The organism is Streptomyces sp. SID13666 (assembly GCF_010548325.1).
Lineage (GTDB): Bacteria > Actinomycetota > Actinomycetes > Streptomycetales > Streptomycetaceae > Actinacidiphila > Actinacidiphila fildesensis.
In genome coordinates, this window is record NZ_JAAGLX010000043.1 from 16,519 (window position 1) to 42,061 (window position 25,543).

General features: G+C 70.0%; 28 protein-coding genes. 17 read left to right on the plus strand and 11 right to left on the minus strand.

The annotated features are described in order from the left end of the window. Positions 1–160: 160 nt before the first annotated feature. The 3 genes from G3I60_RS35265 to G3I60_RS35275 all read left to right on the plus strand — a co-directional run bounded on the left by G3I60_RS35265 (position 161) and on the right by G3I60_RS35275 (position 2,391). A complete protein-coding gene (locus G3I60_RS35265; RefSeq protein ID WP_138350891.1) occupies positions 161–346 on the plus strand; it encodes a DUF6104 family protein in 186 nt (61 codons plus the stop codon). 169 nt (positions 347–515) lie between these two features. After that, a complete protein-coding gene (locus G3I60_RS35270; protein WP_138350892.1) occupies positions 516–1,397 on the plus strand; it encodes a DUF4097 family beta strand repeat-containing protein in 882 nt (293 codons plus the stop codon). Between the two features lies 1 nt (position 1,398). Further along, positions 1,399–2,391 (plus strand): PadR family transcriptional regulator, encoded by a 993-nt coding sequence (locus G3I60_RS35275; protein WP_164299275.1) that lies wholly within the window; start codon positions 1,399–1,401, stop codon positions 2,389–2,391. 69 nt (positions 2,392–2,460) lie between these two features. Here the strand turns inward: G3I60_RS35275 and G3I60_RS35280 are convergent, their stop codons facing one another. Next, positions 2,461–3,426: a zinc-binding dehydrogenase gene (locus tag G3I60_RS35280; RefSeq protein WP_164299277.1), complete on the minus strand. Its 966-nt coding sequence runs from the start codon at positions 3,424–3,426 to the stop codon at positions 2,461–2,463. 183 nt (positions 3,427–3,609) lie between these two features. On the opposite strand from G3I60_RS35280, the gene G3I60_RS35285 reads away from it, so the two are divergent. Both G3I60_RS35285 and G3I60_RS35290 read left to right on the plus strand, forming a co-directional pair. Then, positions 3,610–4,116, plus strand: a complete 507-nt coding sequence (locus G3I60_RS35285) for a SigE family RNA polymerase sigma factor (protein ID WP_138350895.1) — start codon at positions 3,610–3,612, stop codon at positions 4,114–4,116. Beyond that, the gene (locus G3I60_RS35290) at positions 4,113–4,853 is read left to right on the plus strand and encodes a hypothetical protein (RefSeq protein WP_164299297.1); all 741 of its coding nucleotides are present in this window, start codon (positions 4,113–4,115) and stop codon (positions 4,851–4,853) included. Before G3I60_RS35285 ends, G3I60_RS35290 begins: the two co-directional genes overlap by 4 nt. Positions 4,854–4,932: 79 nt before the next feature. On the opposite strand, the gene G3I60_RS35295 is transcribed toward G3I60_RS35290, so the two are convergent. Then, positions 4,933–6,129, minus strand: a complete 1,197-nt coding sequence (locus tag G3I60_RS35295; protein ID WP_138350897.1) for an NADP-dependent malic enzyme — start codon at positions 6,127–6,129, stop codon at positions 4,933–4,935. A 505-nt stretch (positions 6,130–6,634) separates the two neighbouring features. Here G3I60_RS35295 and G3I60_RS35300 point away from each other — a divergent pair. Genes G3I60_RS35300 through G3I60_RS35310 form a run of 3 tightly spaced genes read left to right on the plus strand, consistent with a single transcriptional unit; the run spans position 6,635 to position 9,342 of the window. Beyond that, positions 6,635–7,591 (plus strand): ABC transporter substrate-binding protein, encoded by a 957-nt coding sequence (locus tag G3I60_RS35300; RefSeq protein ID WP_164298760.1) that lies wholly within the window; start codon positions 6,635–6,637, stop codon positions 7,589–7,591. Between the two features lie 30 nt (positions 7,592–7,621). Further along, positions 7,622–8,578: an amino acid ABC transporter permease gene (locus G3I60_RS35305; RefSeq protein ID WP_138350899.1), complete on the plus strand. Its 957-nt coding sequence runs from the start codon at positions 7,622–7,624 to the stop codon at positions 8,576–8,578. Then, positions 8,575–9,342, plus strand: coding sequence for an amino acid ABC transporter ATP-binding protein (locus G3I60_RS35310; RefSeq protein ID WP_138350900.1), 768 nt, complete (start codon positions 8,575–8,577; stop codon positions 9,340–9,342). Before G3I60_RS35305 ends, G3I60_RS35310 begins: the two co-directional genes overlap by 4 nt. An 86-nt stretch (positions 9,343–9,428) precedes the next feature. Here the strand turns inward: G3I60_RS35310 and G3I60_RS35315 are convergent, their stop codons facing one another. Beyond that, entirely contained in the window at positions 9,429–10,214 is a 786-nt protein-coding gene (locus tag G3I60_RS35315) for a trans-aconitate 2-methyltransferase (protein ID WP_164298762.1), read from the minus strand. 79 nt (positions 10,215–10,293) lie between these two features. On the opposite strand from G3I60_RS35315, the gene G3I60_RS35320 reads away from it, so the two are divergent. Beyond that, positions 10,294–10,923, plus strand: coding sequence for an ABATE domain-containing protein (locus tag G3I60_RS35320; RefSeq protein WP_138350902.1), 630 nt, complete (start codon positions 10,294–10,296; stop codon positions 10,921–10,923). On the opposite strand, the gene sodX is transcribed toward G3I60_RS35320, so the two are convergent. Beyond that, on the minus strand, positions 10,827–11,249 hold the full coding sequence (sodX, locus tag G3I60_RS35325) for a nickel-type superoxide dismutase maturation protease (RefSeq protein ID WP_164298764.1): 423 nt from the start codon (positions 11,247–11,249) through the stop codon (positions 10,827–10,829). The two genes, G3I60_RS35320 and sodX, sit on opposite strands and share 97 nt — an antisense overlap. A gap of 140 nt (positions 11,250–11,389) precedes the next feature. Here sodX and sodN point away from each other — a divergent pair, with 140 nt between their 5' ends. Next, positions 11,390–11,785 (plus strand): superoxide dismutase, Ni, encoded by a 396-nt coding sequence (sodN, locus tag G3I60_RS35330; RefSeq protein WP_164298766.1) that lies wholly within the window; start codon positions 11,390–11,392, stop codon positions 11,783–11,785. A gap of 136 nt (positions 11,786–11,921) precedes the next feature. Here the strand turns inward: sodN and G3I60_RS35335 are convergent, their stop codons facing one another. Continuing rightward, complete coding sequence (locus G3I60_RS35335; RefSeq protein WP_244809409.1) at positions 11,922–12,851, minus strand: MurR/RpiR family transcriptional regulator; 930 nt, start codon at positions 12,849–12,851, stop codon at positions 11,922–11,924. A 129-nt stretch (positions 12,852–12,980) separates the two neighbouring features. On the opposite strand from G3I60_RS35335, the gene G3I60_RS35340 reads away from it, so the two are divergent. From G3I60_RS35340 to G3I60_RS35360, 5 genes are all read left to right on the plus strand, one after another. After that, positions 12,981–13,880, plus strand: a complete 900-nt coding sequence (locus tag G3I60_RS35340) for a pyridoxal-phosphate dependent enzyme (RefSeq protein WP_343241856.1) — start codon at positions 12,981–12,983, stop codon at positions 13,878–13,880. A 28-nt stretch (positions 13,881–13,908) separates the two neighbouring features. Beyond that, positions 13,909–14,631 (plus strand): AAA family ATPase, encoded by a 723-nt coding sequence (locus tag G3I60_RS35345; RefSeq protein ID WP_164298769.1) that lies wholly within the window; start codon positions 13,909–13,911, stop codon positions 14,629–14,631. Positions 14,632–14,640: 9 nt separating this feature from the next. Further along, positions 14,641–15,210 carry a GNAT family N-acetyltransferase gene (locus G3I60_RS35350; RefSeq protein ID WP_164298771.1) on the plus strand — a complete coding sequence of 190 codons (570 nt, stop codon included), beginning with the start codon at positions 14,641–14,643 and terminating at the stop codon, positions 15,208–15,210. A 182-nt stretch (positions 15,211–15,392) separates the two neighbouring features. Then, positions 15,393–15,806: an anti-sigma regulatory factor gene (locus tag G3I60_RS35355; RefSeq protein ID WP_138350908.1), complete on the plus strand. Its 414-nt coding sequence runs from the start codon at positions 15,393–15,395 to the stop codon at positions 15,804–15,806. Positions 15,807–15,915: 109 nt separating this feature from the next. After that, the gene (locus G3I60_RS35360) at positions 15,916–16,881 is read left to right on the plus strand and encodes an RNA polymerase sigma factor SigF (RefSeq protein ID WP_232484647.1); all 966 of its coding nucleotides are present in this window, start codon (positions 15,916–15,918) and stop codon (positions 16,879–16,881) included. Positions 16,882–16,954: 73 nt separating this feature from the next. On the opposite strand, the gene G3I60_RS35365 is transcribed toward G3I60_RS35360, so the two are convergent. Beyond that, positions 16,955–17,374, minus strand: coding sequence for a hypothetical protein (locus G3I60_RS35365; RefSeq protein WP_244809405.1), 420 nt, complete (start codon positions 17,372–17,374; stop codon positions 16,955–16,957). A gap of 48 nt (positions 17,375–17,422) precedes the next feature. Here G3I60_RS35365 and G3I60_RS35370 point away from each other — a divergent pair, with 48 nt between their 5' ends. After that, positions 17,423–18,391 (plus strand): diacylglycerol kinase family protein, encoded by a 969-nt coding sequence (locus G3I60_RS35370; protein WP_138350911.1) that lies wholly within the window; start codon positions 17,423–17,425, stop codon positions 18,389–18,391. A gap of 317 nt (positions 18,392–18,708) precedes the next feature. Beyond that, positions 18,709–18,966, plus strand: a complete 258-nt coding sequence (locus tag G3I60_RS35375; RefSeq protein WP_138350912.1) for a WhiB family transcriptional regulator — start codon at positions 18,709–18,711, stop codon at positions 18,964–18,966. 132 nt (positions 18,967–19,098) lie between these two features. Here G3I60_RS35375 and G3I60_RS35380 read toward each other — a convergent pair whose 3' ends face one another. The 5 genes from G3I60_RS35380 to G3I60_RS35400 all read right to left on the minus strand — a co-directional run bounded on the left by G3I60_RS35380 (position 19,099) and on the right by G3I60_RS35400 (position 25,488). Continuing rightward, positions 19,099–20,547, minus strand: a complete 1,449-nt coding sequence (locus tag G3I60_RS35380; RefSeq protein ID WP_138351074.1) for a sensor histidine kinase — start codon at positions 20,545–20,547, stop codon at positions 19,099–19,101. Between the two features lie 429 nt (positions 20,548–20,976). Then, the gene (locus tag G3I60_RS35385; RefSeq protein WP_138350913.1) at positions 20,977–22,047 is read right to left on the minus strand and encodes an SIS domain-containing protein; all 1,071 of its coding nucleotides are present in this window, start codon (positions 22,045–22,047) and stop codon (positions 20,977–20,979) included. A 41-nt stretch (positions 22,048–22,088) separates the two neighbouring features. Beyond that, positions 22,089–23,633 carry a glycoside hydrolase family 3 protein gene (locus G3I60_RS35390; RefSeq protein ID WP_164298773.1) on the minus strand — a complete coding sequence of 515 codons (1,545 nt, stop codon included), beginning with the start codon at positions 23,631–23,633 and terminating at the stop codon, positions 22,089–22,091. Continuing rightward, positions 23,630–24,484, minus strand: coding sequence for a carbohydrate ABC transporter permease (locus G3I60_RS35395; protein WP_244809403.1), 855 nt, complete (start codon positions 24,482–24,484; stop codon positions 23,630–23,632). The genes G3I60_RS35390 and G3I60_RS35395 overlap by 4 nt, the downstream gene beginning before the upstream one ends. After that, positions 24,481–25,488, minus strand: a complete 1,008-nt coding sequence (locus G3I60_RS35400; RefSeq protein WP_164608162.1) for a carbohydrate ABC transporter permease — start codon at positions 25,486–25,488, stop codon at positions 24,481–24,483. The genes G3I60_RS35395 and G3I60_RS35400 overlap by 4 nt, the downstream gene beginning before the upstream one ends. Positions 25,489–25,543: the final 55 nt, after the last annotated feature.

Here is a 25,543-nt window from a genome sequence, read left to right on the forward strand (position 1 = left end):
CCCCCCGTTCGGCCAGCAGTAACGAAAGGCTAGCGGCCTGCGAGGACCCGCGCGAGGGAGTGTCGGAATGCTGCCTATCCTTGCCTGGAATGTCCCACCGTCCCCGTGTCGCGGTGTCCGTGTGCACCGGTGACCCCTGCTTGGAGCTATGGAGCATCCCGTGTACTTCACCGATCGCGGTATCGAGGAGCTGGAGAGCCGGCGCGGCGAGGAGGAGGTCACCTTCGAGTGGCTCGCCTCCCGGCTGCGCGAGTTCGTCGACCTCAATCCCGACTTCGAGATCCCCGTGGAGCGGCTGGCCACCTGGCTGGCCCGGCTGGACGACGAGGACGACGACGAGGAGTGACGGCCCGCGCGGGCGCCGCACCGGCGCCCGTCGACACCGCTCGGGGACGGCTCGAGTACGGCTCAGGGCCGCGGAACAGGCCGCTTGACTTCTCCAGTACGCGATATATCGTGTCTATCAAGAGACGCGATATGTTGCGTTGCCTGACGTACCACCGAGGAGGGTCGACATGAGCGGCACGTCGGAATGGACCGTGACGGAACCACACAAGCTCGTCTTCGACGCGCAGGTCGACACGGTGCGCGTGCGCATCGTCGGCGGCGCGGTGAACGTCGTCGGTGTCGAGGAGGGCCCGGCCCGGCTGGAGGTCAGTGAGCTCGACGGACCGCCGCTGCTCGTCAGCCTCAAGGGCGGCGTCCTCACCGTCGGCTATGACGACCTGCCCTGGAAGGGCTTCCTCAAGTGGCTCGGCGGCAAGGGCTGGGAGCGGCACGCGGTCGTCTCGCTCGCCGTGCCGCAGCGCACCCGCGTCGAGGTCGGCGTGGTCGGCGCCAGCGCGGTGATCTCCGGCATCTCCGAAGCCACCCAGGTACGCGGGGTCAACGGGGACGTCACCCTGGTCGGCGTGGCCGGCTCGGTCAGCGCCAACACCATCTCGGGCAACGTCGAGGCCCAGGCGGTCTCCGGCGACCTGCACATCAACACCGTCTCCGGCGACCTGACCGTCGTCGAGGGCAGCGGCGCGCGCATCAAGGCCGACTCCGTCAGCGGCAACATGGTGCTCGACCTGGCCCCCGTCGAGACGCCCCCGGGCGCCGACGTCCGGCTGAACACCGTCTCCGGCGAGATCGCCATCCGCATCCCGGATCCCGCGAACGCCGAGGTCGACGCCAACACCGCCAGCGGCGCCGTGTCCTGCGCCTTCGAGGACCTGCGGGTCACCGGCCAGTGGGGCGCCAAGCGCATCACCGGACGGGTCGGCACCGGCGGCGCCCATCTGAAAGCCACCACCGTCTCGGGCGCCATCGCGCTGCTGCGCCGCCCACCGGTCGACGACGAGCCGGCCGGCGCGCTGACCGACGGGACCCCCTCACTCCGGAAGGACATCTGACATGGCCCCCGTCTTCGCCCACGGCCGCCTGCGGCTGTACCTCCTCAAGCTCCTGGACGAGGCCCCGCGCCACGGCTACGAGGTCATCCGGCTGCTGGAGGAGCGTTTCCACGGCCTCTACGCGCCCTCCGCCGGCACCGTCTACCCGCGGCTGGCCAAGCTGGAGAAGGAGGGCCTGGTCACCCACAGCACCGAGGGCGGCCGCAAGGTGTACTCCATCTCCGACGCCGGCCGCGCCGAACTGGCCGCCAGGGCCGATGAGATCGCCGACCTGGAGAACGAGATCCGCGAATCGGTCTCGACGCTGGCCGCCGAGATCCGCGAGGACGTCCGCGGCGCCGCCGGTGATCTGCGCCGGGAGATCCGGGCCGCGGCGCAGGAGGCTCGCAACTCCCCCGCGGGCAACGGTGTCGGCACCGACTTCCGCGCCATGAAGCAGGAGTGGAAGGACCAGGCCCGCCGCGCCAAGGAGGAGAGCCGCCGGGCCAAGGAGGATGCGCGCAACGCCCGCCTCCAGGCCAAGGAGGCGCAGGACTTCGCCCGGGTCGAGGTGCAGCGGATCGCCAAGCAGGTGCAGGAGCAGGTGCAGTCCCACGTCCGCGAGGGCGACTGGCAGGGCGGCCTCAAGGAGGGCCTCGCCGAGCTCAACCGCGAACTGGGCGCGCTGGGCCGGGCCACCGGCCATATCTCGACCGCCTGGCCCGGCTACCTGAAGACCGATCCGGACGGCACGACGAGCAGCACCGCTGACGCGGACGCCGCCTCGGCCGAGGTGCCGGCGGACGCGCCCGACTGGGCCAGGGAGAACGACTCCGAGGACGCCGTCGCCGACCCGGGCCGCGAGCTGGAACGCCTCCTGGACCGTTTTCGCGACGACATCCGTGACGCGGCCCGCGACCGGGGCGTGGACGCCGGTCAGCTGCGCGAGACCCGCCGCCATCTGTCGACGGCGGCTGCCCAGATCGGCGCTGTGCTGCGCGGCCGCAAGGACTGACGCGGGGACGACGCGGGGACACGGACAGCGGGCTCCAATTGGTCGGAGCCCGCTGTCCGTCGGCCGTCGTCAGCCCGTCGTCAGCACGATCTTTCCGAACAGCTCGCCGCCCGCCATCCTCTCGAAGCCCTCGCGGGCCCGTTCGAGCGGCAGTACGGAGTCGATCACCGGCCGGACACCGGTGGCCGCGCAGAAGCTGAGCAGATCCTCCAGCTCGTCCTTGGTGCCCATCGTCGAGCCGACGACCTTCAGCTCCAGGAAGAAGATCCGGGTGAGTTCGGCGGCCGGCGGATTCGAGCCGCTCGTGGCGCCCGAGATCACCAGCGTGCCGCCGGGCCTGAGCGACTTCACCGAATGCGACCAGGTGGCGGCGCCCACCGTCTCGATCACCGCGTCGACCCGCCGCGGCAGCCGCGCGCCCGGCTCGAAGGCCTCCTCCGCGCCCAGCTCCACCGCGCGCTCACGCTTGGCCTTGTCCCGGCTCGTCGCGAACACCCGCAGCCCGGCCGCCTTCGCCAGCACGATCGCCGCCGTCGCCACCCCGCCGCCCGCGCCCTGCACCAGGACGGAATCGCCCGGCCGCACGCCCGCGTTGGTGAAGAGCATCCGGTACGCGGTCAGCCACGCGGTCGGCAGACAGGCCGCCTCCTCGAAGGAGAGCTCGGCGGGCTTCGGCAGCACGTTCCAGGCCGGCACCGACACCCGCTCGGCGAACGTCCCCTGGTACCGCTCGGTGAGGATCGAACGCGGCTCGTCCGGTCCGACGCCGTGCCCGGACTGGCCGATGACGGAGTGCAGGACGACCTCGTTGCCGTTCTCGTCGACACCCGCCGCGTCACAGCCGAGGATCATCGGCAGCCGCTCCTGCCCGAGCCCCACCCCGCGCAGCGACCACAGGTCGTGGTGGTTGAGCGACGCGGCCCGCACCGTGACCGTCGTCCACCCCTCCCGGCGTTCCGGCTCCGGGCGTTCCCCCAGCTCCAGGCCGTTCAGCGGCTGGTCACGGTCGATACGTGCGGCATAGGCAGCGAACATGCCCAGAAACTATCGGCGCGATCGACATCCGGTGAAGACCCCGCCGTACGAAGCGACATACGTCACCCTGATCCCGTCACCCCCGGACACGTCACCCCCTGCCCTTGGTGCAACCTCCCGGGCCTCCCAGCGCACTGACACAGTGACGGGCGATCCGCCCACGCGGCACGGGGAGGGGACGACATGCGGCAGGACGGCAGCGCCGGCGGAGGCGACGACGACGCGTTGCACGCGTTCGTCGCCGGCAGACGGTTCGCGCTCTTCCGGAGCGCGTTCCTGCTGTGCGGCAACAGCGACGAGGCCGACGACCTCGTCCAGACGACACTGGTGAAGGTCATCCTGGGCTGGCGCCGGCTGGAGCGCCTCGACAATGTCGAGGCCTACGCCCGCAAGACGCTGGTCAACACCTTCATCGCCTCCCGCCGCCGCTTCTGGCACCGCGAGCAGCCCTACGGCGAACTCCCCGAGCGGATCGGCCCGGAGACCGACACCGACACCGGTGTGGCCGTCCGCGTCGCACTCTCCCGGCTCACGCCGCGGCAGCGTGCCGTGCTCGTCCTGCGGTACTGGGAGGACCTGAGCGTCGAGGCCACCGCCGAGGCGCTCGGCATGCGCGAGAACACCGTCAAGAGCCATACGGCACGCGGGATGGCGGCGCTGCGCGCCGAGATGCGGGAGGAGCGGGTATGAACCAGGACCAAGCGGTCAGAGAGCTGTTGCGGCGGGCCGTCGACGGTCTCGTCCCCGTGCCGAACGGTACGAGCGAGCGGATCTTCGCCCAGGCCCGGAGCATACGGCGGCGGCGCCGGCGGGCCCGGATCGCCGTTTCCGCGCTGGCTCTCGCCGGCGCGGTGACCGCCGGCCTGCTGCTGCCGGGTGCGGTGGACGCACGGCGGGGGCAGATCGCCGCCGGGTACAGCGGGCCGACGCAGACCGCGCTGCTCAGGGAGCTGCTCCCGCCGGAGGTGGGCCGGATCGAACTGAACAGCAAGCCCGGTAGCGGCAAGGACGTCGCGATCGGCGACGGGATGTACCTGGTGGCCAAGGGCGGGAAGTACGGCGAGATCTCGATCCACAATTTCGCTCCGGACGGGTCAGGGGCGCACGACGTCTGTGCCGAATTCGACACGAAGCGCTGGACGGCGGACTGCGGGAAGGTGGAACTGAGCGGCGGCCGCACGTTGTGGACCTGGCGCATCGTGCCCGGCATTCAGTTGTACGACGACGGCACGAAGAGCGTCGCGGGATACTGCGCCGGCCTGGGCCTTCCCGACGGCCGGACGATGTTCATCCAGGTCAACGCCGGCGACTCGCTGTCCGGCCGTCGCTCCGACCCCGCCTGGATGGCCGCGCCACCGTTGACCATGGCGCAGCTCCGCGATCTCGCGCTGCGCCCGGAGCTGCTCGTACCGCTGCCCAAGTCCTGACACCGGCGACGGCGGGCCGGCACCCATGGGTGCCGGCCCACCGTCATTCCTGCCCTGCGACAACCCGCCCGGAGGGCGGTCAGCGGCGGGCGACGCCCTCCGCGCGGGCGGCGGCCGCGACCGCGGCGGTGACCGCCGGGGCGACCCGCTCGTCGAAGGGCGACGGGATGACGCAGTCGGCGCTGAGCTCGTCGGCGACGACGGCGGCCAGCGCCTCGGCGGCGGCGATCTTCATGCCCTCGGTGATGCGCGAGGCGCGCACCTGGAGGGCGCCGGCGAAGATGCCCGGGAACGCCAGGACGTTGTTGATCTGGTTCGGGAAGTCACTGCGGCCGGTGGCGACGACGGCGGCGTACTTGTGTGCGACATCCGGGTGGATCTCCGGCGTCGGGTTGGCCATGGCGAAGATGAAGGCGCCCTTGGCCATGGTGGCCACCGCCTCCTCGCGCACGGTTCCGCCGGACACGCCGATGAAGACGTCGGCTCCGTCCAGAGCGGTCTCCAGCGAACCGGAAAGACCAGCCTTATTGGTGTACGTGGCCAGCTCGCGCTTGACGGAGTTCAGGTCGTCACGGCCGCCGTGCACGATCCCCTTGCGGTCGGTGACGGCGACATCGCCGATTCCCGCCTCGATGAGGATCTTGGCGATCGCGACCCCGGCCGCTCCCGCGCCCGAGATCACCGCGCGCAGCTGGCCCAGCGACCGGTTGGTCAGCTTGGCGGCGTTGCGCAACGCGGCGAGCGTCACGACGGCGGTGCCGTGCTGGTCGTCGTGGAAGACCGGGATGTCGAGGCGCTCCTGCAGCTTCCGCTCGATCTCGAAGCAGCGGGGGGCGGAGATGTCCTCCAGGTTGACGCCGCCGAAGGACGGCGCCATCCGCACCACGGTTTCGACGATCTCGTCCACGTCCGTGCAGGCCAGCGCGATGGGGACCGCGTTGACCCCGCCGAACTGCTTGAAGAGGATCGCCTTGCCCTCCATCACCGGCAGGGAGGCTTCCGGGCCGATGTCACCGAGTCCGAGCACCGCGGTGCCGTCCGTGACCACGGCCACGACGTTGGACTTCCAGGTGTAGTCGTTCACCAGATCGGGCTGCTCGGCAATGGCCGTGCAGACCTTCGCGACACCCGGCGTGTAGGCGAGGGACAGATCGTCCGCATCGCGCACCGGCACGGTCGCGGCCACCTCCATCTTTCCGCCACGGTGCAGGGCGAAGACCGGATCGATGGGAAACGTGTCCGTATCGGTCCGAGGATTGACGATCTCCGCTGCCACAATTGACCCCTTTGTCTGATTTGGTTTCGAGGGTACTACCTCCAGAAATGGAGATAGGCGGGCTCGGCATCGGTACACCCAGGCACTTGAGTGGTCCTGAAGGCACCGGCGCCAGGCATGCCGCACGCATGCCATGGGCCCCGGGATGAGGGGTAAGGATCCGTTCTACCGGAAGACCGATTCCGCTGACGAGTCCTATTCGGTTCCGCCAGCAGGGGGCGAATCGGAAATAACGTCATACAGCGCGGCAAAAGGCCCTAATGGGGAGTAACCGCGGATACTGTGTGCGACTGGTCGGCGTGGCCCCACCGTGGTCCGGCCTTGGTGTGCCGGCCCGGTGAGAGCCCGGGGATCGCCCGTTATCCGATTTTGACACAACTGGACCACTGACTGGGTCTGTCCGGATGGCAAGATGCGCACATCACACCGGGTGGCGACACTCGAATAGGGGTTCCCCACCCACCGTCTTCCCCACTCCGCCCACATTCCGCAGGAGGAACCAGCAATGACCGCACGCACCACCCGTCGCTCGGCCGCCACATCTCGGATCACAGCGGTCGGCGCGATCGCGGTCGCGGGCACCCTGCTGCTCAGCGGCTGTGGCGACCAGACCAAGAAGGACAGCGGCACCGACACCTCGACGAAGTCGAACAGTGCTCCGCTCTTCAACAAGCTCCCCAAGAAGTTCCAGGACGCCGGTGTCATCGAGGTCGGCACCGACGCCACGTACGCCCCGATGGAGCTGAAGCAGAACGGCACCATCGTCGGCGTCGACCCCGACATCGCCGCGGCGCTCGGCAAGCAGCTCGGCGTGACGTTCAAGTTCACCAGCGGCACCTTCGACGGCCTCCTGGCCGCGATGCAGACCGGCCGCTACGGCGTCGTCATGTCCTCCGTCAGCGACACCAAGGCCCGCCAGGAGGGCCTGGACGACAAGGGGCAGAAGACCGGTAAGGGCGTCGACTTCGTCGACTACTTCACCGCGAGCACCGGCATCCTGGTCAAGAAGGGCAACCCGGAGCACATCACCTCCGTCGACGACCTGTGCGGCAAGAAGCTGGCCGTCCAGCGCGGTACGACCTTCGAGGCGGCCGCCAAGGACCTCTCCAAGAAGTGCACGACGGACGGCAAGGGAGCGCTGTCCATCGAGTCCTTCCCGACCGACGCCGAGGCCCAGACCCGCGTCAAGGCCGGCGGAGCGGTCGCCGACCTGAACGACTCCCCGGTCGCCGCGTACATCGCCAAGACCGCGGGCGGCGGCAACGACTTCGAGTCGGTGGCCAACAAGTCCGACGCCGGACCGTTCGGCATCGCCGTGGACAAGAGCAACACGCAGCTGCGCGACGCGATCAAGCTGGCGATGGACGCGATCATCGCCGACGGCAGCTACAAGGCAGCCCTCGACAAGTGGGGCGCCGGCGACGGCGCGATCACCAAGGCCGCGATCAACGGCGGCTCCTGACCCCACGCGCTCCACTGAAGGGCAGTCGCAGTGACTGACAAATTCGATAAGGAACCCGCTGACGCTCCGTCGAGCGGGTCCGCCGGGACCGCCACCGCGGTCCCGGCGGAGGCCATCCGGGCGATCCCCGTACGCCATTACGGGCGCTGGATCAGTGCGGTCGTCGTCGTGGCCGTGCTGGCCGCACTGGTGTTCTCGTTCTCCCAGGGCGATGTGCGCTGGGCGACCGTGCCGGAGAAGCTGTTCGACCACTCCATCCTGACCGGTATGTGGCACACCATCCTCATCAGCGTCCTGTCGATGCTGATGGGGCTGCTGCTCGGTGTGCTCTTCGCCGTCATGCGGCTCTCCAAGAACCCGGTGACAGGCGGCGTCGCCTGGCTCTACATCTGGTTCTTCCGCGGCACCCCGGTCTATGTACAGCTGCTCATCTGGTTCAACCTGGCGCTGATCTTCCCGGTCCTGAACCTCGGCCCGATCTACAAGAACAACATGGTCGACGTCATGACCCCGTTCGTGGCCGCCCTGCTGGGGCTCGGTCTGAACGAGGGCGCCTACATGGCCGAGATCGTGCGGGCCGGCATCCAGTCGGTCGACGAGGGCCAGACCGAGGCGTCGCACGCCCTGGGCATGAAGCAGGGCCAGACCATGCGCCGCGTGGTGCTGCCGCAGGCCATGCGGGTGATCATCCCGCCGAGCGGCAACGAGTTCATCAACATGCTCAAGACGTCCTCGCTGGTCGTCGCCGTCCAGTACCAGGACCTGCTGCGCAGCGCGCAGGACATCGCCGCGAGCTCCTTCGCGACCATGGAGATGTTCTTCGTCGCGTCCATCTGGTACCTCGCCCTGACCAGCGTGTTCAGCGTCGGCCAGTACTACCTGGAACGCCGCTTCGCCCGGGGCTCGCTGCGCAGTCTGCCGCTCACCCCGTGGCAGAAGATCAAGGCGAATCTCAGCACGTTGCGCCGTCCGGAGGTGGCCCGATGACCGTTCAGCCCATGGTCAAGGCCGAGGCCGTCCACAAGTCGTTCGGCCTGGCGCACATCCTCAAGGGGATCGAGCTGGAGGTCGCGCCGCGCGAGGTGTTCTGCCTCGTCGGCCCGTCCGGCTCGGGCAAGTCCACCTTCCTGCGGTGCATCAACCACCTGGAGCAGATCAACGCCGGCCGCCTGTGGGTGGACGGCGAGCTGGTCGGCTACCGGCAGAAGGGCGACAAGCTCTACGAGCTGAAGGACAGCGAGGTCGCGGCGAAGCGGCGGGACATCGGCATGGTGTTCCAGCGCTTCAACCTCTTCCCGCACATGACGGCGATCGAGAACGTCATGGAAGCCCCGATGCAGGTCAAGGGCGAGTCGAAGGCGACCGCCCGGGCCCGCGCGGAGCGGCTGCTCGACCGGGTCGGCCTGGCCGACAAGGCGGCCAACTACCCCTCGCAGCTGTCCGGCGGACAGCAGCAGCGGGTGGCCATCGCCCGCGCGCTGGCGATGGAGCCGAAGCTGATGCTCTTCGACGAGCCGACCTCCGCGCTCGACCCGGAGCTCGTCGGTGACGTCCTCGACGTCATGCGCGGGCTCGCCGAGGACGGCATGACGATGATCGTCGTCACCCATGAGATGGGCTTCGCCCGCGAGGTGGGCGACGCGCTGGTCTTCATGGACGACGGCATCGTCGTCGAGGCGGGGAACCCCCGTGACGTCCTGAACAACCCGCAGCACGACCGCACCAAGGCGTTCCTGTCCAAGGTGCTGTGACCCGAACGGACGAGGCCGGACGGCCGGGCCGCGAGCCCGGCCGTCCGGCCTTCTCCTGTCCGGGGCGGCGCGCGTTGCTCCGCGCGTTATTTCAGGCCGAGCACCAGCGCGTCGGGGACCGAGCGCCAGACGGCGCGGGCCTCGGCGAAGCCGGCGTCGCGGAGCGCCTGGGCGTGCCATTCGACGGAGTGCGGCTCGCCGTCGGCGTGCGAGCCGAAGATCTCGTAGCGCGCGGCGACCGGTCCGGCCAGCAGCTCGTCCTGGCGGGCCAGGTCCCACCACTCGGTCCAGTCCAGCACGCCGTCCGCCTTCTCCCGCGCCATGCGCGCGTGCCGCAGCGCCCGCTCCGCCTCGTTGATCCGGGGCGTGGATTCGTCGGGCGCGTGGTCGGCGTTCATGAAGACCCCGCCGGGCCGCAGGACGCCGGCGACCCGGCCGTACAGCTCGCGCAGCGGATCCGTCCGCAGCCAGTGCAGCGCCGTCGCGGTGAGGACGGCGTCGTACTCCCGGTGCGGGAGCCGGTCGGTCCACCGCGGGTCGCGCAGATCGGCGGTGACGAACTCGATCCGCGACTCGCCCTCGAAGTGCCCCCGGGCGATGGTCAGCAGGGCCGGATCGAGGTCGACGCCGGTGGATCGCGCCTCGGGGAAGCGCCGCAGCACGCGGTCCGAGATACTGCCCGTGCCGCACGCGAGGTCCAGCACCTTGGGCGCGGGCCCGACCAATGCCTCGACCATGTCCAGCATCACCCGGAACCGCTCCTCGCGGTCCGGCAGGTACCACTCCTGCTGGCGGTCCCAGCTCTTCTGCCAGCTCTGCCAGTCCGCGGTGCGCACCGCGGGTGCCGTCGGTGCCGCCGGTGTAACCGTCATCGCCGTCTCCCCAGTTCGTAATACCCTGATAGCTACCTCGACCATTACTGAGCCTAGAACGCACGCGTAAGGATCACAAGTGGAACTGGCCTATTACTCGGACTACGCCGTGCGCCTGGTGAACAGCGAGGAGCCGGAACGCGGGACGGACGACCTCACCGGCGTCGACGCCGTCCGCGCGCTCTTCGGCGCCAGCACCCAGGCCGCCGCGCGCAGCACCGACGCCGACGTGCCCCGGCTGCGCGCCGTACGCACCCGGCTGCGCGGGGTCTTCGAGGCCGCCGACGAGGGCGACGAGGTACGCGCCGTGGACCTGCTCAACGCGCTGCTGCTGGAGTTCCCGGTCAGCCCGCAGATCTCCGGGCACGAACACCTCGACGAGACCGGCCGGCCCGACTGGCACATGCACCTCGCCGACCACGCCGCCACCGCCACCGCGGGATACGCCGCCACCGCCTGCATGGGGCTGGCCTTCCAGCTGACCGAACTGGGCGTGGACCGGCTGGGCATCTGCGAGGCGGCCCCCTGCCGCAACGCCTATGTCGACACATCGACCAACAGATCCCGCCGCTACTGCTCCGACCGCTGCGCGACCCGCGCGAACGTGGCGGCCTACCGCGCCCGCAAGCGCCTGGAGAACGAACGGTCCGCGCTCAGCGGCCGCACACAGGACGCCGCCCACGACAGCACCCCGGCCACCGACCTCTGAAGCTCCCGGGGCGGCCGGAACCGCACCAGGGCCCGGGCGAGCACCAAGTCGTCCGGCACCGTGCCGAATACGCTGCTGTCCGCAATCGGCCCGAAGGGATTGTCGGCGAGCACCCACCAGCCGCCCTCACGGCGCTCGACCGCCCGCTTCACGATGAGCAGGTCCTGCTGCAGCGGGTGCCGCAGGACCACGACGTCACCCTCCCGGACGTCCGCCGGGCCGTTGACGTTTCGCACGAACAGCCGATCGCCCTCGTAGAGCGTCGGGACCATCGAAGGACCGGTCACCTCGACCGCGTAGACCGGTCGGACCCGCCGTTCCCGCATGCTGCGCCTCCTCGTCCCTTCCTCCACCAGCCCCAGGGTGACACCAGACTTTTGTCCTAAGCCACATGGGGCACCCGAGAAAACGACTCTCCCAGGGAGTAATCTCCCACCTGGAAAGACGATCACAAGGAAGGACAGCCATGTTCTCTCGCCTGTTCGCGCCCAAGGTTAAGGTCAGCGCCCACTGCGACCTGCCCTGCGGCGTATACGACCCGGCCCAGGCCCGCATCGAGGCCGAGTCGGTCAAGGCCGTCCAGGAGAAGTACCAGGCCAACGAGGACCCGGACTTCCGGACCCGCGCCATCATCATCAAGGAGCAGCGCGCGGAGCTCGCCAAGCACCACATCTCGGTGCTGTGGAGCGACTACTTCAAGCCGCCGCACTTCGAGAAGTACCCGGAGCTGCACCAGCTCATCAACGACGCCCTCAAGGCAGGCAGTGCTGCCAAGGCGTCGAACGACCCGAAGACCGGCGAGAAGCTCCTCGAGCTGATCGCCCGGATCGACACCATCTTCTGGGAGACCAAGAAGGCCTGAGCTCCACCGGGGCCCTCGGCCTGTGACAACACCACGGTCACAGACCATTCGCCCGTACCCGGTCCGCGTTCGCGTACCGGGTACGGGCGTTCTCGCGTTCCGGGTACGGGCGTTCTCGCGTTCCGGGCCCGGGTGTTCAGGCGCGGTCGCTCTCCAGGGCCTGGTGGGTGACGCGCAGGGCGTGGTCGGACTTCTCGTAGGTGCGCTGCGCCACGCAGACGAAGAGGCAGTCGACGACGACCAATTGGCTGATCCGGCTGGCCATCGCGCCGGGCCGGAAGGTCGTCTCGCGGCCCGCCGACGCCAGGACGAAGTCGGCCAGCCGGGCGGCCGACGACTGCGGGTGGTTGGTGATGACGACGGTGGTCGCGCCCTCCGCGGCGGCCCGGCGCAGCGGCTCCAGGACGTCGCGGCTCTCGCCGGAGTGCGACACGGCGAGGAAGACGTCGCCGGGGCCGAGCAGCACCGCGCTGGTCAGCGCGGACTGGGAGTCGCCGTGTGCGTGGCAGGGCCGTCCTATGCGCTGCAGCTTCTGGTGCAGGTCCTGCGCGACCAGCCCGGACGCGCCGACGCCGGCGATGTGCAGCTGGCCGTCGCCGCAGACCGCGAGCACGGCGCCCAGCAACTGCCCCGGATCGAGCTGGGTCTCGGTCTCCAGGACGGCCTGGGACTCGGTGTGCACCAGCTTGGCCATCACTTCCGCGGGTGAGTCCTGCCGGGTGATCCCCGAGGTCAGGGTCGAGCGCGGGGGCTGCCGGGCGGCCGAGGCGGCCAGCGCCAGCCGGAGCTCGGGGTAGCCGGAGAAGCCCAGCGCCCTGGCGGTCCTGACGATCGAGGAGTCGCTGGTGCCGGCCAGCGCGCTCAGTTCGGAGATCGTGCTGCGCGCGACCTGGGCCGGGTCCTCGACGATCAGCCGGGCGATGCGCGCGGAGGCGGGTGTCAGCGAGGGCAGCAGCCCGCGTACCGTCGCGGCGAGCCCGTCGCCGGGCCCGGCCGGGGATTCCCGCTCCCGCTCCAGGCCCGGGCCGCCGGAGAGGTCTGTGCCGTTCGTGCCGTCCGTCTTCACGGGAGAAGAATGCACCGGGGGCGGCCCTTTTCGGGAGCTTCTTCCGCGGCCCGGGGGACTTGTGAGGCCATTGCGGCGGTTTGCGACCCGCGGGCTGCCGACCTCACCCGTGCGGGTGACAATGACGAGGTGACCGCCACCGGCCTGCCGCTCGACGCGCTGCGACCCCGGCTGCCCTCACCGCTGGTCGCGATCGAGGACGCCCGGCTCGCGCGGCACGGCGTCCGGTTGCTGCTGAAGCGGGACGATCTGATCCATCCGGACCTGCCGGGCAACAAATGGCGCAAGCTGCGGCTCAACCTCCAGGCCGCCGCGGACGCCGGCCACGACACCCTGCTGACGTTCGGCGGCGCCTACTCCAACCATCTGCGCGCGACCGCGGCCGCCGGACGGCTGCTCGGCTTCACGACCATCGGCGTCGTACGCGGCGACGAGCTGGCCCGGCGCCCGCTGAACGACTCGCTGGCCCGCGCCGCGGCCGACGGCATGCGGCTGGCCTTCGTCGACCGGACCACGTACCGCCGCAAGGCCGAGCCGGACGTCGCCGAAGAACTGCGGGAGCGCTTCGGCCGCTGCTACGTGGTGCCCGAGGGCGGCAGCAACGCGCTGGCGGCCCAGGGCTGTGCCGAGCTGGGCCGGGAGCTGCGCGGCGAGGCGGACGTCGTCGCGGTGGCCTGCGGGACCGGGGGCACGCTGGCCGGGCTGGCCGCGGGGCTGGCGCCCGGCGGCCAGCGCGCGATCGGCTTCCCGGTCCTCAAGGGCGGCTTCCTCGGCGCCGCCGTCCAGCGGCTGCAGGAGGACGCGTTCGGCGGGCGGACCGGCGACTGGACGCTCGACGAGCGCTTCCACCACGGCGGGTACGCCCGCACCACCCCCGGCCTGGACGCCTTCGCGGCGGACTTCGCCGTCCGGCACGGCCTGGTCCCGGACCGCGTCTACGTGGCGAAGATGCTGCACGGCCTGCTCACCCTGGCGGACGAGGGGGCCTTCTCCCCCGGCACCCGCCTCGCGGCCGTCGTGACCGGATGAGGCATGACCGGATGAGGACGGACAGCACGTGCTGATCGAACGCGCCTACGCGCATGTTCCCGCCACCGACGAGTTCCCGCCCGGCGCCTGGCCCTGGCGGGTCCCCGCCGTCGCCCAGCTGCTCGACGGCGGGCTGCGCTTCACCTCCCCGATCACCTTCCTCGTCGGCGAGAACGGCTCCGGCAAGTCCACCCTCGTCGAGGCGCTCGCGGAGGGCTTCGGCCTGGACTCGTACGGCGGCCGGGCCGGATACAAGTACGCGAGCAACCGCGAGAAGTCCGATCTGGGCCAGCGGATCCGCTTCGACGCCACCCGGTCCGGCCGCCGCATGCTCGACGGCCCCCGCACCCGCCGCAAGGGCTTCTTCCTGCGCGCGGAGACCGCCCTGGACGCCCTGGAGCGCGAGGACGTCGCCGTGCACACCATGAGCCACGGAGAGGGCTTCCTGACGGCCTTCCGCGAGATGTTCCGGCAGCCCGGCCTGTACGTGATGGACGAGCCGGAGGCGGCGCTCTCCTTCACGTCCTGTCTGCACCTGGTGGGCCTGATGCACGAGCTCGCCGGCACCGGCGCCCAGGTGATCTGTGCCACTCACTCACCGCTGCTGACCGCGACCCCGGGCGCCACGATCCTCGAGATCGGCGAGGACGGAGCGCATTCCGCGCGCTGGGAGGACCTGGCGATCGTCGACCACTGGCGCCGGTATCTGACCGATCCCAACGCTTACCTGCGCCACATCATCGGGACGTAACCTGGGCTCATGATCCGAGCCGCCACCCCCGCCGACGTCCCGGCGATCCACGCCATGATCCGCGAACTCGCGGAGTACGAAAAGGCGCTGGAGGAAGCCCGCGCGACGCCGGAGCAACTGCACGACGCCCTTTTCTGCGAGCACCCGGCGATCTTCGCCCTGATCGCGGAGGACGATTCCACGGACGCGCCCGCAGCCGGCACCGAGGACGTATCCGGTGATTCGTCCGGGGACCGCACCGTGGGATTCGCCCTGTGGTTCCGGAATTTCTCCACCTGGACGGGCACACACGGGGTGTACCTGGAGGATCTGTACGTAAAGCCCGAAGCGCGCGGCGGCGGCCACGGCAAGGCACTCCTGGCCGAACTGGCCTCGATCTGCGTCACACGCGGCTACGAGCGCTTCGAATGGGCAGTACTGGACTGGAACGATCCCGCGATCGGCTTCTACCGCTCCATCGGCGCCTTCGGACAGGACGGCTGGACCGTGCAACGACTGACCGGCGAACCGCTCCGCACCCTCGCCGACCTGGCAGTCCACCCGGGCGTGGGCAACGATGCGACATCTCTTTCGAATTGAGACCGCACACCCCTAGCCACGTTGCGTACTCATACGCTTACCATGGGTGACAGTCGTGGGGTGTCGGGCCAGGGCTCACTCATGGCGGCGGCAGTGCTCCGTCCGGGCGACATCAGGGCACAGATCGCGATAGCGTCGCTGGCGAACCAGAGCAATCACTGTGTGCCACCTTGGAGGTGAGGGTGTCCCAGATCGCAGGCGAGCCCGGGACGAAGGACTTCGTTGAGGTCCGGCTGCCCGCGGCGGGGGCCTATCTGTCGGTGTTGCGTACGGCTACGGCCGGACTCGCGGCACGGCTGGACTTCACCCTCGACGAGATCGAAGACCTGCGCATCGCCGTGGACGAGGCGTGCGCGATCCTGCTGCAGCAGGCCGTTCCCGGCAGCGTATTGAGTTGCGTCTTCCGACTCGTCGGAGACGCTCTGTGGGTGAGAGTTTCGGCGCCCACGACCGATGGTCGCGCTCCGGAGCGGGACACCTTCGCCTGGACAGTGCTCTCCGCACTGGCGGGCGAGGTGGATGCCACGGTCGCGGAGGACAAGACCGTCAGCATCAGCCTGCACAAGAAGCGCGGTGCCGGCCCCGGACAGTCGTGAGGTCCCCAGATGCAGGCAGCCCGCAGGCGCGGACCCGAAGCAGGTCAGCGTGTCCCGGTCCCCCGAAGGGCCGGTAACGGTACAACCGTGCACGGAACGGGGAAACGCCATGAGTGCTGATCTTTCCCGGGAGGCAGCTCCCGGACCCCCGGCGGACAGCAGCACGCCCGCGGTGCGGGGCCGTGCCGCCGTACCCGCCCAGGCGTCGCCCGCCGGGGCGGTCGGGCGGTATGCGGCGCGGCAGCACCCCGGGTCCCGTACGGATGGAATGGACGCGGCGGAGCAGGCGGATCCCATGGACCAGCAAGAGCAGCACGACCCGCATGACCGGGCCGGCGCCCGAGCGCTCTTCGTGGAGCTGAGCAAGCTCCCGGACGGCTCACCGGAACGCGCCGAGCTGCGCAATCGGCTGGTGCGTATGCACCTGCCCCTGGTGGAGCACCTGGCGCGGCGTTTCCGCAACCGCGGGGAGCCGCTGGACGACCTCACCCAGGTCGCCACCATCGGTCTGATCAAGTCCGTCGACCGCTTCGACGTGGACCGCGGCGTGGAGTTCTCCACGTACGCGACCCCCACGGTCGTCGGCGAGATCAAACGTCACTTCAGGGACAAGGGCTGGGCGGTCCGCGTCCCCCGCAGGCTCCAGGAGCTGCGGCTGGCCCTCACCACCGCCACCGGAGAGCTCTCCCAGCGCTTCGGCCGGGCGCCGACCGTGCACGAGCTGGCGGTCCAGCTCAAGATCACGGAGGAGGAGGTGCTGGAGGGCCTCGAATCCGCGAACGCCTACAGCACCCTGTCCCTCGACGTTCCGGACACCGACGACGACTCCCCGGCCGTCGCGGACACCCTCGGGGCCATGGACGAGGCGCTCGAAGGCGTCGAGTACCGGGAATCGCTCAAACCGCTCCTGGAGTCGCTGCCGCCCCGGGAGAAGAAGATCCTCATGCTGCGGTTCTTCGGCAACATGACCCAGTCGCAGATCGCCATCGAGGTCGGCATCTCCCAGATGCACGTCTCCCGGCTGCTGGCCCGCACTCTCATGCAGCTCCGCGAGAAGCTCCTCGTCGAGGAGTAGCCCATGACGCCTGCCGGACAGCTTCCTGAGGCGTCCGGCAGGCCCAGGGCGTAGACACTCAGGCCGCAGAGACCTAGGCCTGGCTGCGGTCGCCGATCCCCAGGGCGGCGGTCGTGGCGGGGTGGACGAGCAGGACCAGCCCGGCCAGCGCCATGAGGGCCAGCGCGACGCCGGCCGCGACGAGCGCCGCCGCGCCGTGCACGAGCGTCCAGGCCACCGGCAGCGCCAGCAGCTGGATGATCAGCGCGGGGCCGCGGCTCCAGCGCCGGGCGTGCAGCAGCCCGTACGCCGCCGCCAGCGGGATCGCGCCGAGGGCGAGAACGGTGAGCGCACCCACCACGGCGTTGCGGACGTTGTCGGAGTGACCGGTCAGCGCCAGCACCAGCAGCACGAGCCCGCAGGCCGCGAGGGCGAGCCCTTCGAGGGCCGCGAGGCCCGCGGCGGCGGTCAGCCGGCGCGGTTTGGGTGACGGGGTCGGGGGGATCTGGCTCACACCGGCCAGCGTAGCCCGGTGTACTTATGGGTAGGTACGCTTCCCCTCATGCGCGCACTTCTCGTGGTCAACCCTGCTGCCACCACCACCAGTGCGCGGGTCCGTGACGTTCTGGCCCACGCACTCGCCAGCGATCTGAAGCTGGAAGTGGCCGCCACCGAGTACCGCGGCCACGCCCGGGATCTCGCCCGGCAGGCCGCCGAGGGCGGCGAGATCGAACTGGTCGTCGCGCTGGGCGGTGACGGCACGGTCAACGAAGTGGTCAACGGACTGCTGCACAACGGACCCGATCCCGACCGGCTGCCGCAGCTGGCCGTGGTCCCCGGCGGCTCGACCAATGTCTTCGCGCGCGCCCTGGGACTGCCCAATGACGCCGTCGAGGCGACCGGGGCACTGCTGGACGCCCTGCACGACCAGTCGTCGCGCACGGTCGGCCTGGGACTGGTGAGCGGCACGCCCGGTACGGAGGACGAGGGAGTGCCCTCGCGCTGGTTCACCTTCTGCGCCGGGCTGGGTTTCGACGCCGGCGTGGTCGGCCGGGTCGAACAGCAGCGGGATCAGGGGAAGCGCTCGACGCACGCGCTCTACATGCGCCAGGTGATGCGCCAGTTCCTGGCGGAGACGCACCGGCGGGGCGGTTCGATCACGCTGGAGCGCCCGGACGAGGACCCGGTCACCGGGCTGGTGCTGGCCATAGTCTGCAACACCGCCCCCTGGACCTACCTGGGCAATCGCCCGGTGTACGCGTCCCCCGAGGCCTCCTTCGACACCGGCCTCGACCTGCTCGGAGTCTCGAAGATGTCGACGACGTCAGCGATGCGTTACGCCACGCAACTGCTGCGTTCGACCCCCGATCGAGGCCCGCACGGTAAGCATGTGGCGTCCGTCCACGACCTGACGGACTTCACCTTGCATTCGCAGGCTCCACTCCCGTTCCAGGTGGACGGCGACCACCTGGGGCTGCGAACCAGCGCAACCTTCACAGGCGTACGCCGTGCACTGCGTGTGATTGTGTAAGCGGAAGAGCCCAAAGTCCTTTTACTCGAACGTTTAGGCTGCCCTGCACCCCATGGAAGTACGGCTGTGATGCAGGCGACACCGAGGAATCAAAAAAAACTTTCCTGAAGGGGTTGTATCCGCAGCCCAGGTTTGCGAGTCTCTACATGGCGATCGGGACGGCCAACAACCGGAGTCCCTTGAGAGCCCGAATCCACCACCTCACACCAGCGGGACTGCACCAGGTAACTGGGCGTAGTGCCGTGCCCTGTGAGGGGATTCGTGAAAGCGTTCACATTCACAAGCAACGTGCTTGTCACAAAGGAGTTGGAGCAGCCATGGACTGGCGTCATCGCGCCGTTTGCCGCGAGGAAGACCCGGAACTCTTCTTCCCCATCGGCAACACCGGTCCTGCGCTGCTGCAGATCGAGGAAGCCAAGGCCGTCTGCCGCCGCTGCCCCGTCATGGAGCAGTGCCTGCAGTGGGCGCTGGAGAGCGGCCAGGACGCAGGCGTCTGGGGTGGCCTCAGCGAGGACGAGCGTCGCGCAATGAAGCGCCGCGCCGCCCGCAACAGGGCCCGCAACGCCAGCGTCTGACGCCCCCGCTTTACCCCCGAGCCGCAGCGCGCAGCACCCGAATTCGTACGCGCAGCACACAGCATCCAGTAAGCCCCGACCGCCTGGCGGTCGGGGCTTACTGCTGTTCTCCCCCGACCACCGGCACCGGAATTACGCCTCGGCCGGAAGTTCCAGTACGACCCTGGTGCCGCCCTCCGGCGCCGGGACCATGTCGAACGTGCCGGACAGTTCGCCGACCACCAGGGTGCGGACGATCTGCAGTCCCAGATTTCCTGCGCGCTGCGGGTTGAAGCCCTCCGGCAGCCCGCGGCCGTTGTCCTGGACGGTGATGATCAGCTTGTCGCGGCCGGCCGTCGCCCCCACCTCGACCGTGCCGCTCTCCCCCGGGCCGAAGCCGTGCTCCAGAGCGTTCTGCAGCAGTTCGGTGAGAACCATCGCCAGCGGGGTGGCGACCTCGGCGGTCAGGATGCCGAAGCGCCCGGTGCGGCGGGCCGTGACGCGGCCGGGTGAGATCTCGGCGACCATCGAGAGCACCCGGTCGGCGATGTCGTCGAACTCGACGCGCTCGTCCAGGTTCTGGGAGAGCGTCTCGTGCACGATCGCGATCGAGCCGACCCGGCGGACCGCTTCCTCCAGCGCCTCGCGCGCCTTGTCGGAATCCATCCGGCGGGCCTGCAGCCGCAGCAGTGCGGCGACGGTCTGCAGATTGTTCTTCACCCGGTGGTGGATCTCCCGGATGGTGGCGTCCTTGGTCATCAACTCGCGTTCGCGGCGCCGCAGCTCGGTGACATCGCGCAGCAGGACGAGTGAGCCGATGTGGGTGCCCTTGGGCCGCAGCGGGATGGTGCGCAGCTGGATGACGCCGTCGCCACCCTCGACCTCGGCCTCACGGGGCGCCCAGCCGCTGGCGAGTTTGACCATCGCCTCGTCCACCGGGCCGCGGGCGGGGGCGAGTTCGGCGGTGGTCGCGCCGAGGTGCAGTCCGACGATGTCGGCGGCGAGGCCCAGCCGGTGGTACGCGGAGAGCGCGTTGGGACTGGCGTACTGCACGATGCCGTCCGCGTCGAGCCGGATCAGACCGTCGCCGGCGCGCGGCGCCGCGTCCATGTCGACCTGCTCGGCGGGGAACGGGAAGGAGCCGGCGGCGATCATCTGCGCCAGGTCCGAGGCGCTCTGCAGATAGGTGAGCTCGAGCCGGCTGGGGGTGCGGACGGTCAGCAGGTTGGTGTTGCGGGCGATCACGCCCAGCACCCGGCCCTCGCGGCGGACCGGGATCGACTCGACCCGGACCGGGACCTCGTCACGCCATTCGGGGTCGCCCTCACGGACGATCCGGCCCTCGTCCAGCGCCGCGTCCAGCATGGGACGGCGGCCGCGCGGCACCAGATGGCCGACCATGTCGTCCTGGTACGAGGTCGGTCCGGTGTTCGGCCGCATCTGGGCGACCGAGACATAGCGTGTGCCGTCCAGGGTGGGCACCCACAGGACGAGGTCGGCGAAGGACAGGTCGGAGAGCAGCTGCCACTCGGAGACCAGCAGGTGGAGCCATTCGAGATCGGAGTCGTCGAGGCCGGTGTGCTGGCGTACGAGGTCGTTCATGGAGGGCACGTCTGCGAGCGTACAGGCCAATTCGCGCCATCCGTGCCGGGCCTTTTTTCCACCGATGGCCGCGATTCCATGGACAAGGGCGAATGGTCTAGTCCACAATGGACCGAACAGACCTCCATCCTCCCCGCACAGGAGGGTGGATCGAGGCCAGGCGTTCTCTGCCCTGACTACGCCGTGGCCTCACCGGTCGGCCCTAACGGGCCACGGGGAACCGCACACCCCGTCGGCCACGGCGTCGACAGCAGCTCCGGGCTGCGGTGCTGGAAGGGCTGAGGGTCCCTTCCCGGCGCCGCGGCCCGTGGCGTTTTCCGGGCACCGGCCCCGTTCCCGCCGGCGCCCGCTCCCTCCCCGCACACACGCGGAAGGCCCCGTCGCAGCACGCGACGGGGCCTTTCCCGTTCCACACGGCCGGGGCCGCGGTCAGTGCGTTTCCGTCACCTTGGCGAGGGCGCGCGGGGCGTCCGGGTCCTGGCCGCGGGCGATGGTGACCTCGTAGGCCAGCATCTGCAGCGGCAGGATCTCCAGGATCGGCTGGACCTCCTCGGCGACCCCCTTCGTCGGCAGGGCGAAGCCCGCTGAGGCGGCGTCCACCTGGGCCTGCGGGCCGATGACCACCAGGTCCGCGCCCCGGCCGCGCAGCCGGTCCAGGACCGGCTGGAGGGCCTCTCCGCCCCTGCCCTCGGTGACGATGGCGATCACCGGCGAGATGTTGTCGACCATGGCCAGCGGGCCGTGCAGCAGATCCGCGCCCGAGTACGCCAGGGCCGGGATGTAGCTGGTCTCCATCAGCTTCAGCGCGGCCTCCCGCGCGGTCGGGTAGCCGTAGCCGCGGGAGGTGATGACCATGCGCTCCGCGAAGCGGTAGCGGCCGGCCAGCGCCTTGACCTCGGCGCCGCGCGCCAGGATCCCCTCGGCCAGTTCCGGCAGCACCTCGGCGGCGGAGCCGTCACCACCGCGCAGGCCCTCCACGAACAGGTACAGGGCCAGCAGCTCGGCGGTGTACGTCTTGGTCGCCGGGAGCGCCTTCTCCGGTCCTGCCAGCACGTCGATGTGGAACTCGGAGACCTCGGCGAGCGGGGACTCCGGGTTGTTCGTCACCGCGACGGTGATCGCACCGGCCTCGCGGGCCGCCCGGGTGGAGGCCACCAGGTCGGGCGAGCCACCGGACTGGCTGACGGTGATGACCAGGCAGTCCGTGAGGTCCGGCGTCGCGCCGTACGCGGTGGTGGTCGACATCGAGGTCAGCCCCGCGGGCTTCCCGAGCAGCACCTCGATCAGGTACTTCGCGTACAGCGCCGCGTTGTCGGACGTACCGCGGGCGGTGAGCAGCACGAAGCGCGGGTTGCGCGCCGCGACCTTCGCGGCGACCGCGCGGATCCGCGGCGCACCCCGCTCCAGGATGCGCCGCAGTACGGCGGGCTGCTCGGCCATCTCGCCGGACATGATCCGGCCCGGTATCAGAATCTTCCGGTCCGGCGTCGGGGCGGACATGCGGTGGGCCTCCAGGCTGTTGCGAATCTCCTCCGCGCCGGTCAGACCCCGGCTTCCTTGCCGGCGATGACCTCCGCGGCTGCTCGCCCGCACACACGGGCAGCGCCATGGGTCGCGATGTGCAGCGCGCCGGAGGGCGGCGCCTGGGGCACCCCCATCTCCACCACGACCGTGTCGGGCCGGGCGGCGAGCAGGGCGTCCAGAGCGTCGGCCATCCACGCGTGGCGGTGCACGTCGCGGACCACTGCGACGATCCTACGGTCGGACGCGGACTGCAGCACTTTCGCGCAGAGGGCGTCCGCCCCGCCGGCCTCGGCGTCCGCCGCGCGGAAGGTGCCGGTCACGGTGCCGGGCAGCAGCCGCTCCAGTTCCGCGGCCACCCCCCAGGGCGTCTCGGCGCCGACCGCGATGTTCGCGACCGGGGTGAAGGCGGCCACGTACGGCGCGGTCGCGATCGGTACGTACTCCTCCGTACGGGTCACCCGCACGGCCCGGCGGGCCGCGATGAGGCCGACCTCGGGGTCGGGTGCGGTCCCCTCCGCCGCACCCGACCGCTCGGCCGTCCATGCCGCGAGCGACCGCACCCGGGCGGCGGCGTCGGCAAGCCGCTCCTCGGGCAGATCGCCGTCGCGCACCGCACGCACGATGGCGTCGCGGAGCCGCAGCACGGTCTCCTCGTCGGCGAGACCTCCGCCGACACAGATGGCGTCGGCACCGGCCAGCAGCGCCATGACGGTGCCGCGCTCGATGCCGTACGTCGCCGCGATGGCCTGCATCTCGATGCCGTCGGTGACGATGAGTCCGTCGTAACCGAGGCCGCCCTCCGCGGCGGGCGCGCGCAGCAGCCCGTTGAGCGCGCTGGGGCTGAGCGTGGCAGGCCGGTCCGGGTCGAGGGCCGGCACCAGGATGTGGGCGCTCATCACGGCCTTGGTCCCGGCTGCGACGGCGGCCCGGAACGGCACCAGTTCACGGTCCTGCAGGGTCTGCAGGCCGACCTCGATGTTGGGCATCGAGTGGTGCGAGTCGACGGCCGTGTCGCCGTGGCCGGGGAAGTGCTTGGTGCAGGCCGCCACCCCGGCGGACTGCAGACCGGTGATGTACGCGGCGGTGTTGCGTGCGACGAGGTGCGGGTCCGAGCCGAAGGACCGTACGCCGATCACCGGGTTGCCGGGGTCGGAGTTGACGTCCGCGGACGGCGCCCAGTTGAAGTTGACCCCGCAGGTGCCGAGCCGGCGGCCGAGCTCCGCCGCCACCTCCTGCGTCAGGTCCGCGTCGTCGACCGCGCCGAGCGCGAGGTTGCCGGGGAAGGACGAGCCGGTCCGCGCTTCGAGGCGGGTGACGTCACCGCCCTCCTCGTCGGCCGCGACCAGCACGTCCGCCCGTACCGCGCGCAACTGCGCGGTGAGCGCGGACAGCTGCTCGGGCGATTCGATGTTCCGGGCGAACAGCGCCACGGAGCCGAGGCCTTCGGCGAGCCGGAGCAGCAGCCACTCGGGTGCGGTGGTCCCGATGAATCCCGGCTGCAGGACGGCGAGCGCGTCCCGGATGAGGGTGTCGGGGGCGGAGTCGGTAGAAATGACGGTCATCCCTTCACCGCCCCGGCGGTCAGACCGGAAGCGACCTTGCGCTGGACCATGACGAAGAAGATCACCACGGGCAGGGCCACCAGGATGGAGCCCGCCATCAGCGCGCCGAAGTCGGTGCCGCGCTGACCGGTGAAGTTCAGCAGCCAAATGCTGAGTGTGTACTTGTCGTTGTCCTGGAGGAGGACGTAAGCGAAAAGGTATTCGTTCCAGGCCGTCATCAGGGCGTAGATCGAGGCGGCGACCAGGCCGGGGGCCAGCAGCGGGAAGACCACGCGGCGGAAGGCGGCCATCTGGCTGCAGCCGTCGACCATGGCCGACTCCTCCAGCTCCTTGGGGATGTTGACGATGAATCCGCGCAGCATCCACACCGAGAAGGGCAGCGTCGTCGCCGCGTAGACGACGATGACGCCCCAGTACTGGTTCAGCCCGCCCATGTCGTTGAGCTGGATGTAGATGGGGATCAGCATCGAGGTGCCGGGGATCATCTGGATCAGCAGCAGCGTGATCATCAGCCCGCGGCGGCCCCAGAAGTGGAAGCGGCCCAGCGCGTAGGCTGCGAGCAGCCCGACGCCGATGGCGATGATGACGCTGAACAGCGAGATGATCACGCTGCTCTTCACGTTGTCCCAGAAGTTGGGCATGTCCATCGCCCGGTGGAACTGGTCGAACGTGATCGAGCTCGGCCAGAGCTTCTGGTGGTAGCTGAGGATCTCGGTGCTGGGCCGGAGCGCGGTGATGACCATCCAGTAGACCGGGAAGCCCATGACCACGAAGGTGAGCAGGCCGAGGATGTTCCAGCCGGTGCGGTTCTTCTTCTTGCTCTTGTAGGTGACCTTGGCGGCGGTAGTCACTCGACCTCTCCGATCTTCATCAGCTGGCGCAGGTAGTAGACGGAGACGCCGGACAGCATCACCACGGTGATGATGGAGATCGCGGCACCCGTGCTGAAGGAGTTACTGGTGAACGCCTGGGTGAAGGAGTAGAGGCCCAGCAGCTGGTAGTCCGGCTCCGGGTGGTTGTTGCGCATCAGCAGCACCTGGCCGAGCACACCGAAGTCCCAGATGATCGACAGCGTCGTGGTCATGACGAAGACCGGCTTGATCACCGGGAAGGTGACGAACCGGAAGATGCCGAAGCCGCTGGCGCCGTCGATCCTGGCCGCCTCCTCCAGCTCCTTGGGCACCTGGGTGAGCGCCGAGTGCAGGCTGATGGCGATGAACGGGATGGCCGCCCAGACCACCAGGGCCGCGATGATCGCCAGCCCCGAGGTGGGGTTGAGGAACCAGTTGTGGCCGGCGTAGTCGACCCCGGGGAGCTTGCTGAGCAGCTCGTTGACCAGCCCGTAGTCCGAGTCGAACATGAACTTGAAGACCGAGGTGGAGACCAGCAGCGGCATCGCCCAGACGGCGACCATCGCGCTGGTGATCATCACCCGGAGCCAGGGCGACACCCGTTGCAGCAGCATGGCTATGAGCAGCCCGAGCAGCATGGTGAAGAAGACACAGACGACGACGAAGACGACCGTGCGGATGAACACATGCCAGAACTCGGAGTCGCCGAGGATCGTCGTGTACTGGTCGAGACCGACCCACGGCGGTGTCGTGCCGCCCCACAGGTTGTTGCGCCGCATGTCCTGGAAGGACAGCACCACGGTGTCGATCAGCGGCCAGCCGAGCACGCCCGCCATGACCACCAGGGCCGGAGTGATCAGCAAGTACGGCAGGGTTCTGTTCTGCCGGCCGGCCGGCCCGCGGCGGGCCCCCCGCCCGGATGCGGGCCGGTCCTGAGCCGGCGGCGGGCTCTTCACGAGACCCCGCTCCAGCGGCTCGGTGGCATGCGTGTCGGCGGCACTCATCTCGCTGACCTTTCTTCGTCGTCCATGCCGGGTGCGGAGGCGGACGGCCCACATC

Coding starts and splice junctions, on each gene's coding strand:
- G3I60_RS35270 (WP_138350892.1), top strand. CDS start 516: ATGAGCGGCACGTCGGAATGGACCGTGACGGAACCACACAAGCTCGTC.
- G3I60_RS35275 (WP_164299275.1), top strand. CDS start 1,399: ATGGCCCCCGTCTTCGCCCACGGCCGCCTGCGGCTGTACCTCCTCAAG.
- G3I60_RS35280 (WP_164299277.1), bottom strand. CDS start 3,426: ATGTTCGCTGCCTATGCCGCACGTATCGACCGTGACCAGCCGCTGAAC.
- G3I60_RS35285 (WP_138350895.1), top strand. CDS start 3,610: ATGCGGCAGGACGGCAGCGCCGGCGGAGGCGACGACGACGCGTTGCAC.
- G3I60_RS35290 (WP_164299297.1), top strand. CDS start 4,113: ATGAACCAGGACCAAGCGGTCAGAGAGCTGTTGCGGCGGGCCGTCGAC.
- G3I60_RS35300 (WP_164298760.1), top strand. CDS start 6,635: ATGACCGCACGCACCACCCGTCGCTCGGCCGCCACATCTCGGATCACA.
- G3I60_RS35310 (WP_138350900.1), top strand. CDS start 8,575: ATGACCGTTCAGCCCATGGTCAAGGCCGAGGCCGTCCACAAGTCGTTC.
- G3I60_RS35315 (WP_164298762.1), bottom strand. CDS start 10,214: ATGACGGTTACACCGGCGGCACCGACGGCACCCGCGGTGCGCACCGCG.
- sodX (WP_164298764.1), bottom strand. CDS start 11,249: ATGCGGGAACGGCGGGTCCGACCGGTCTACGCGGTCGAGGTGACCGGT.
- sodN (WP_164298766.1), top strand. CDS start 11,390: ATGTTCTCTCGCCTGTTCGCGCCCAAGGTTAAGGTCAGCGCCCACTGC.
- G3I60_RS35350 (WP_164298771.1), top strand. CDS start 14,641: ATGATCCGAGCCGCCACCCCCGCCGACGTCCCGGCGATCCACGCCATG.
- G3I60_RS35360 (WP_232484647.1), top strand. CDS start 15,916: ATGAGTGCTGATCTTTCCCGGGAGGCAGCTCCCGGACCCCCGGCGGAC.
- G3I60_RS35370 (WP_138350911.1), top strand. CDS start 17,423: ATGCGCGCACTTCTCGTGGTCAACCCTGCTGCCACCACCACCAGTGCG.
- G3I60_RS35375 (WP_138350912.1), top strand. CDS start 18,709: ATGGACTGGCGTCATCGCGCCGTTTGCCGCGAGGAAGACCCGGAACTC.
- G3I60_RS35380 (WP_138351074.1), bottom strand. CDS start 20,547: ATGAACGACCTCGTACGCCAGCACACCGGCCTCGACGACTCCGATCTC.
- G3I60_RS35385 (WP_138350913.1), bottom strand. CDS start 22,047: ATGTCCGCCCCGACGCCGGACCGGAAGATTCTGATACCGGGCCGGATC.
- G3I60_RS35390 (WP_164298773.1), bottom strand. CDS start 23,633: ATGACCGTCATTTCTACCGACTCCGCCCCCGACACCCTCATCCGGGAC.
- G3I60_RS35400 (WP_164608162.1), bottom strand. CDS start 25,488: ATGAGTGCCGCCGACACGCATGCCACCGAGCCGCTGGAGCGGGGTCTC.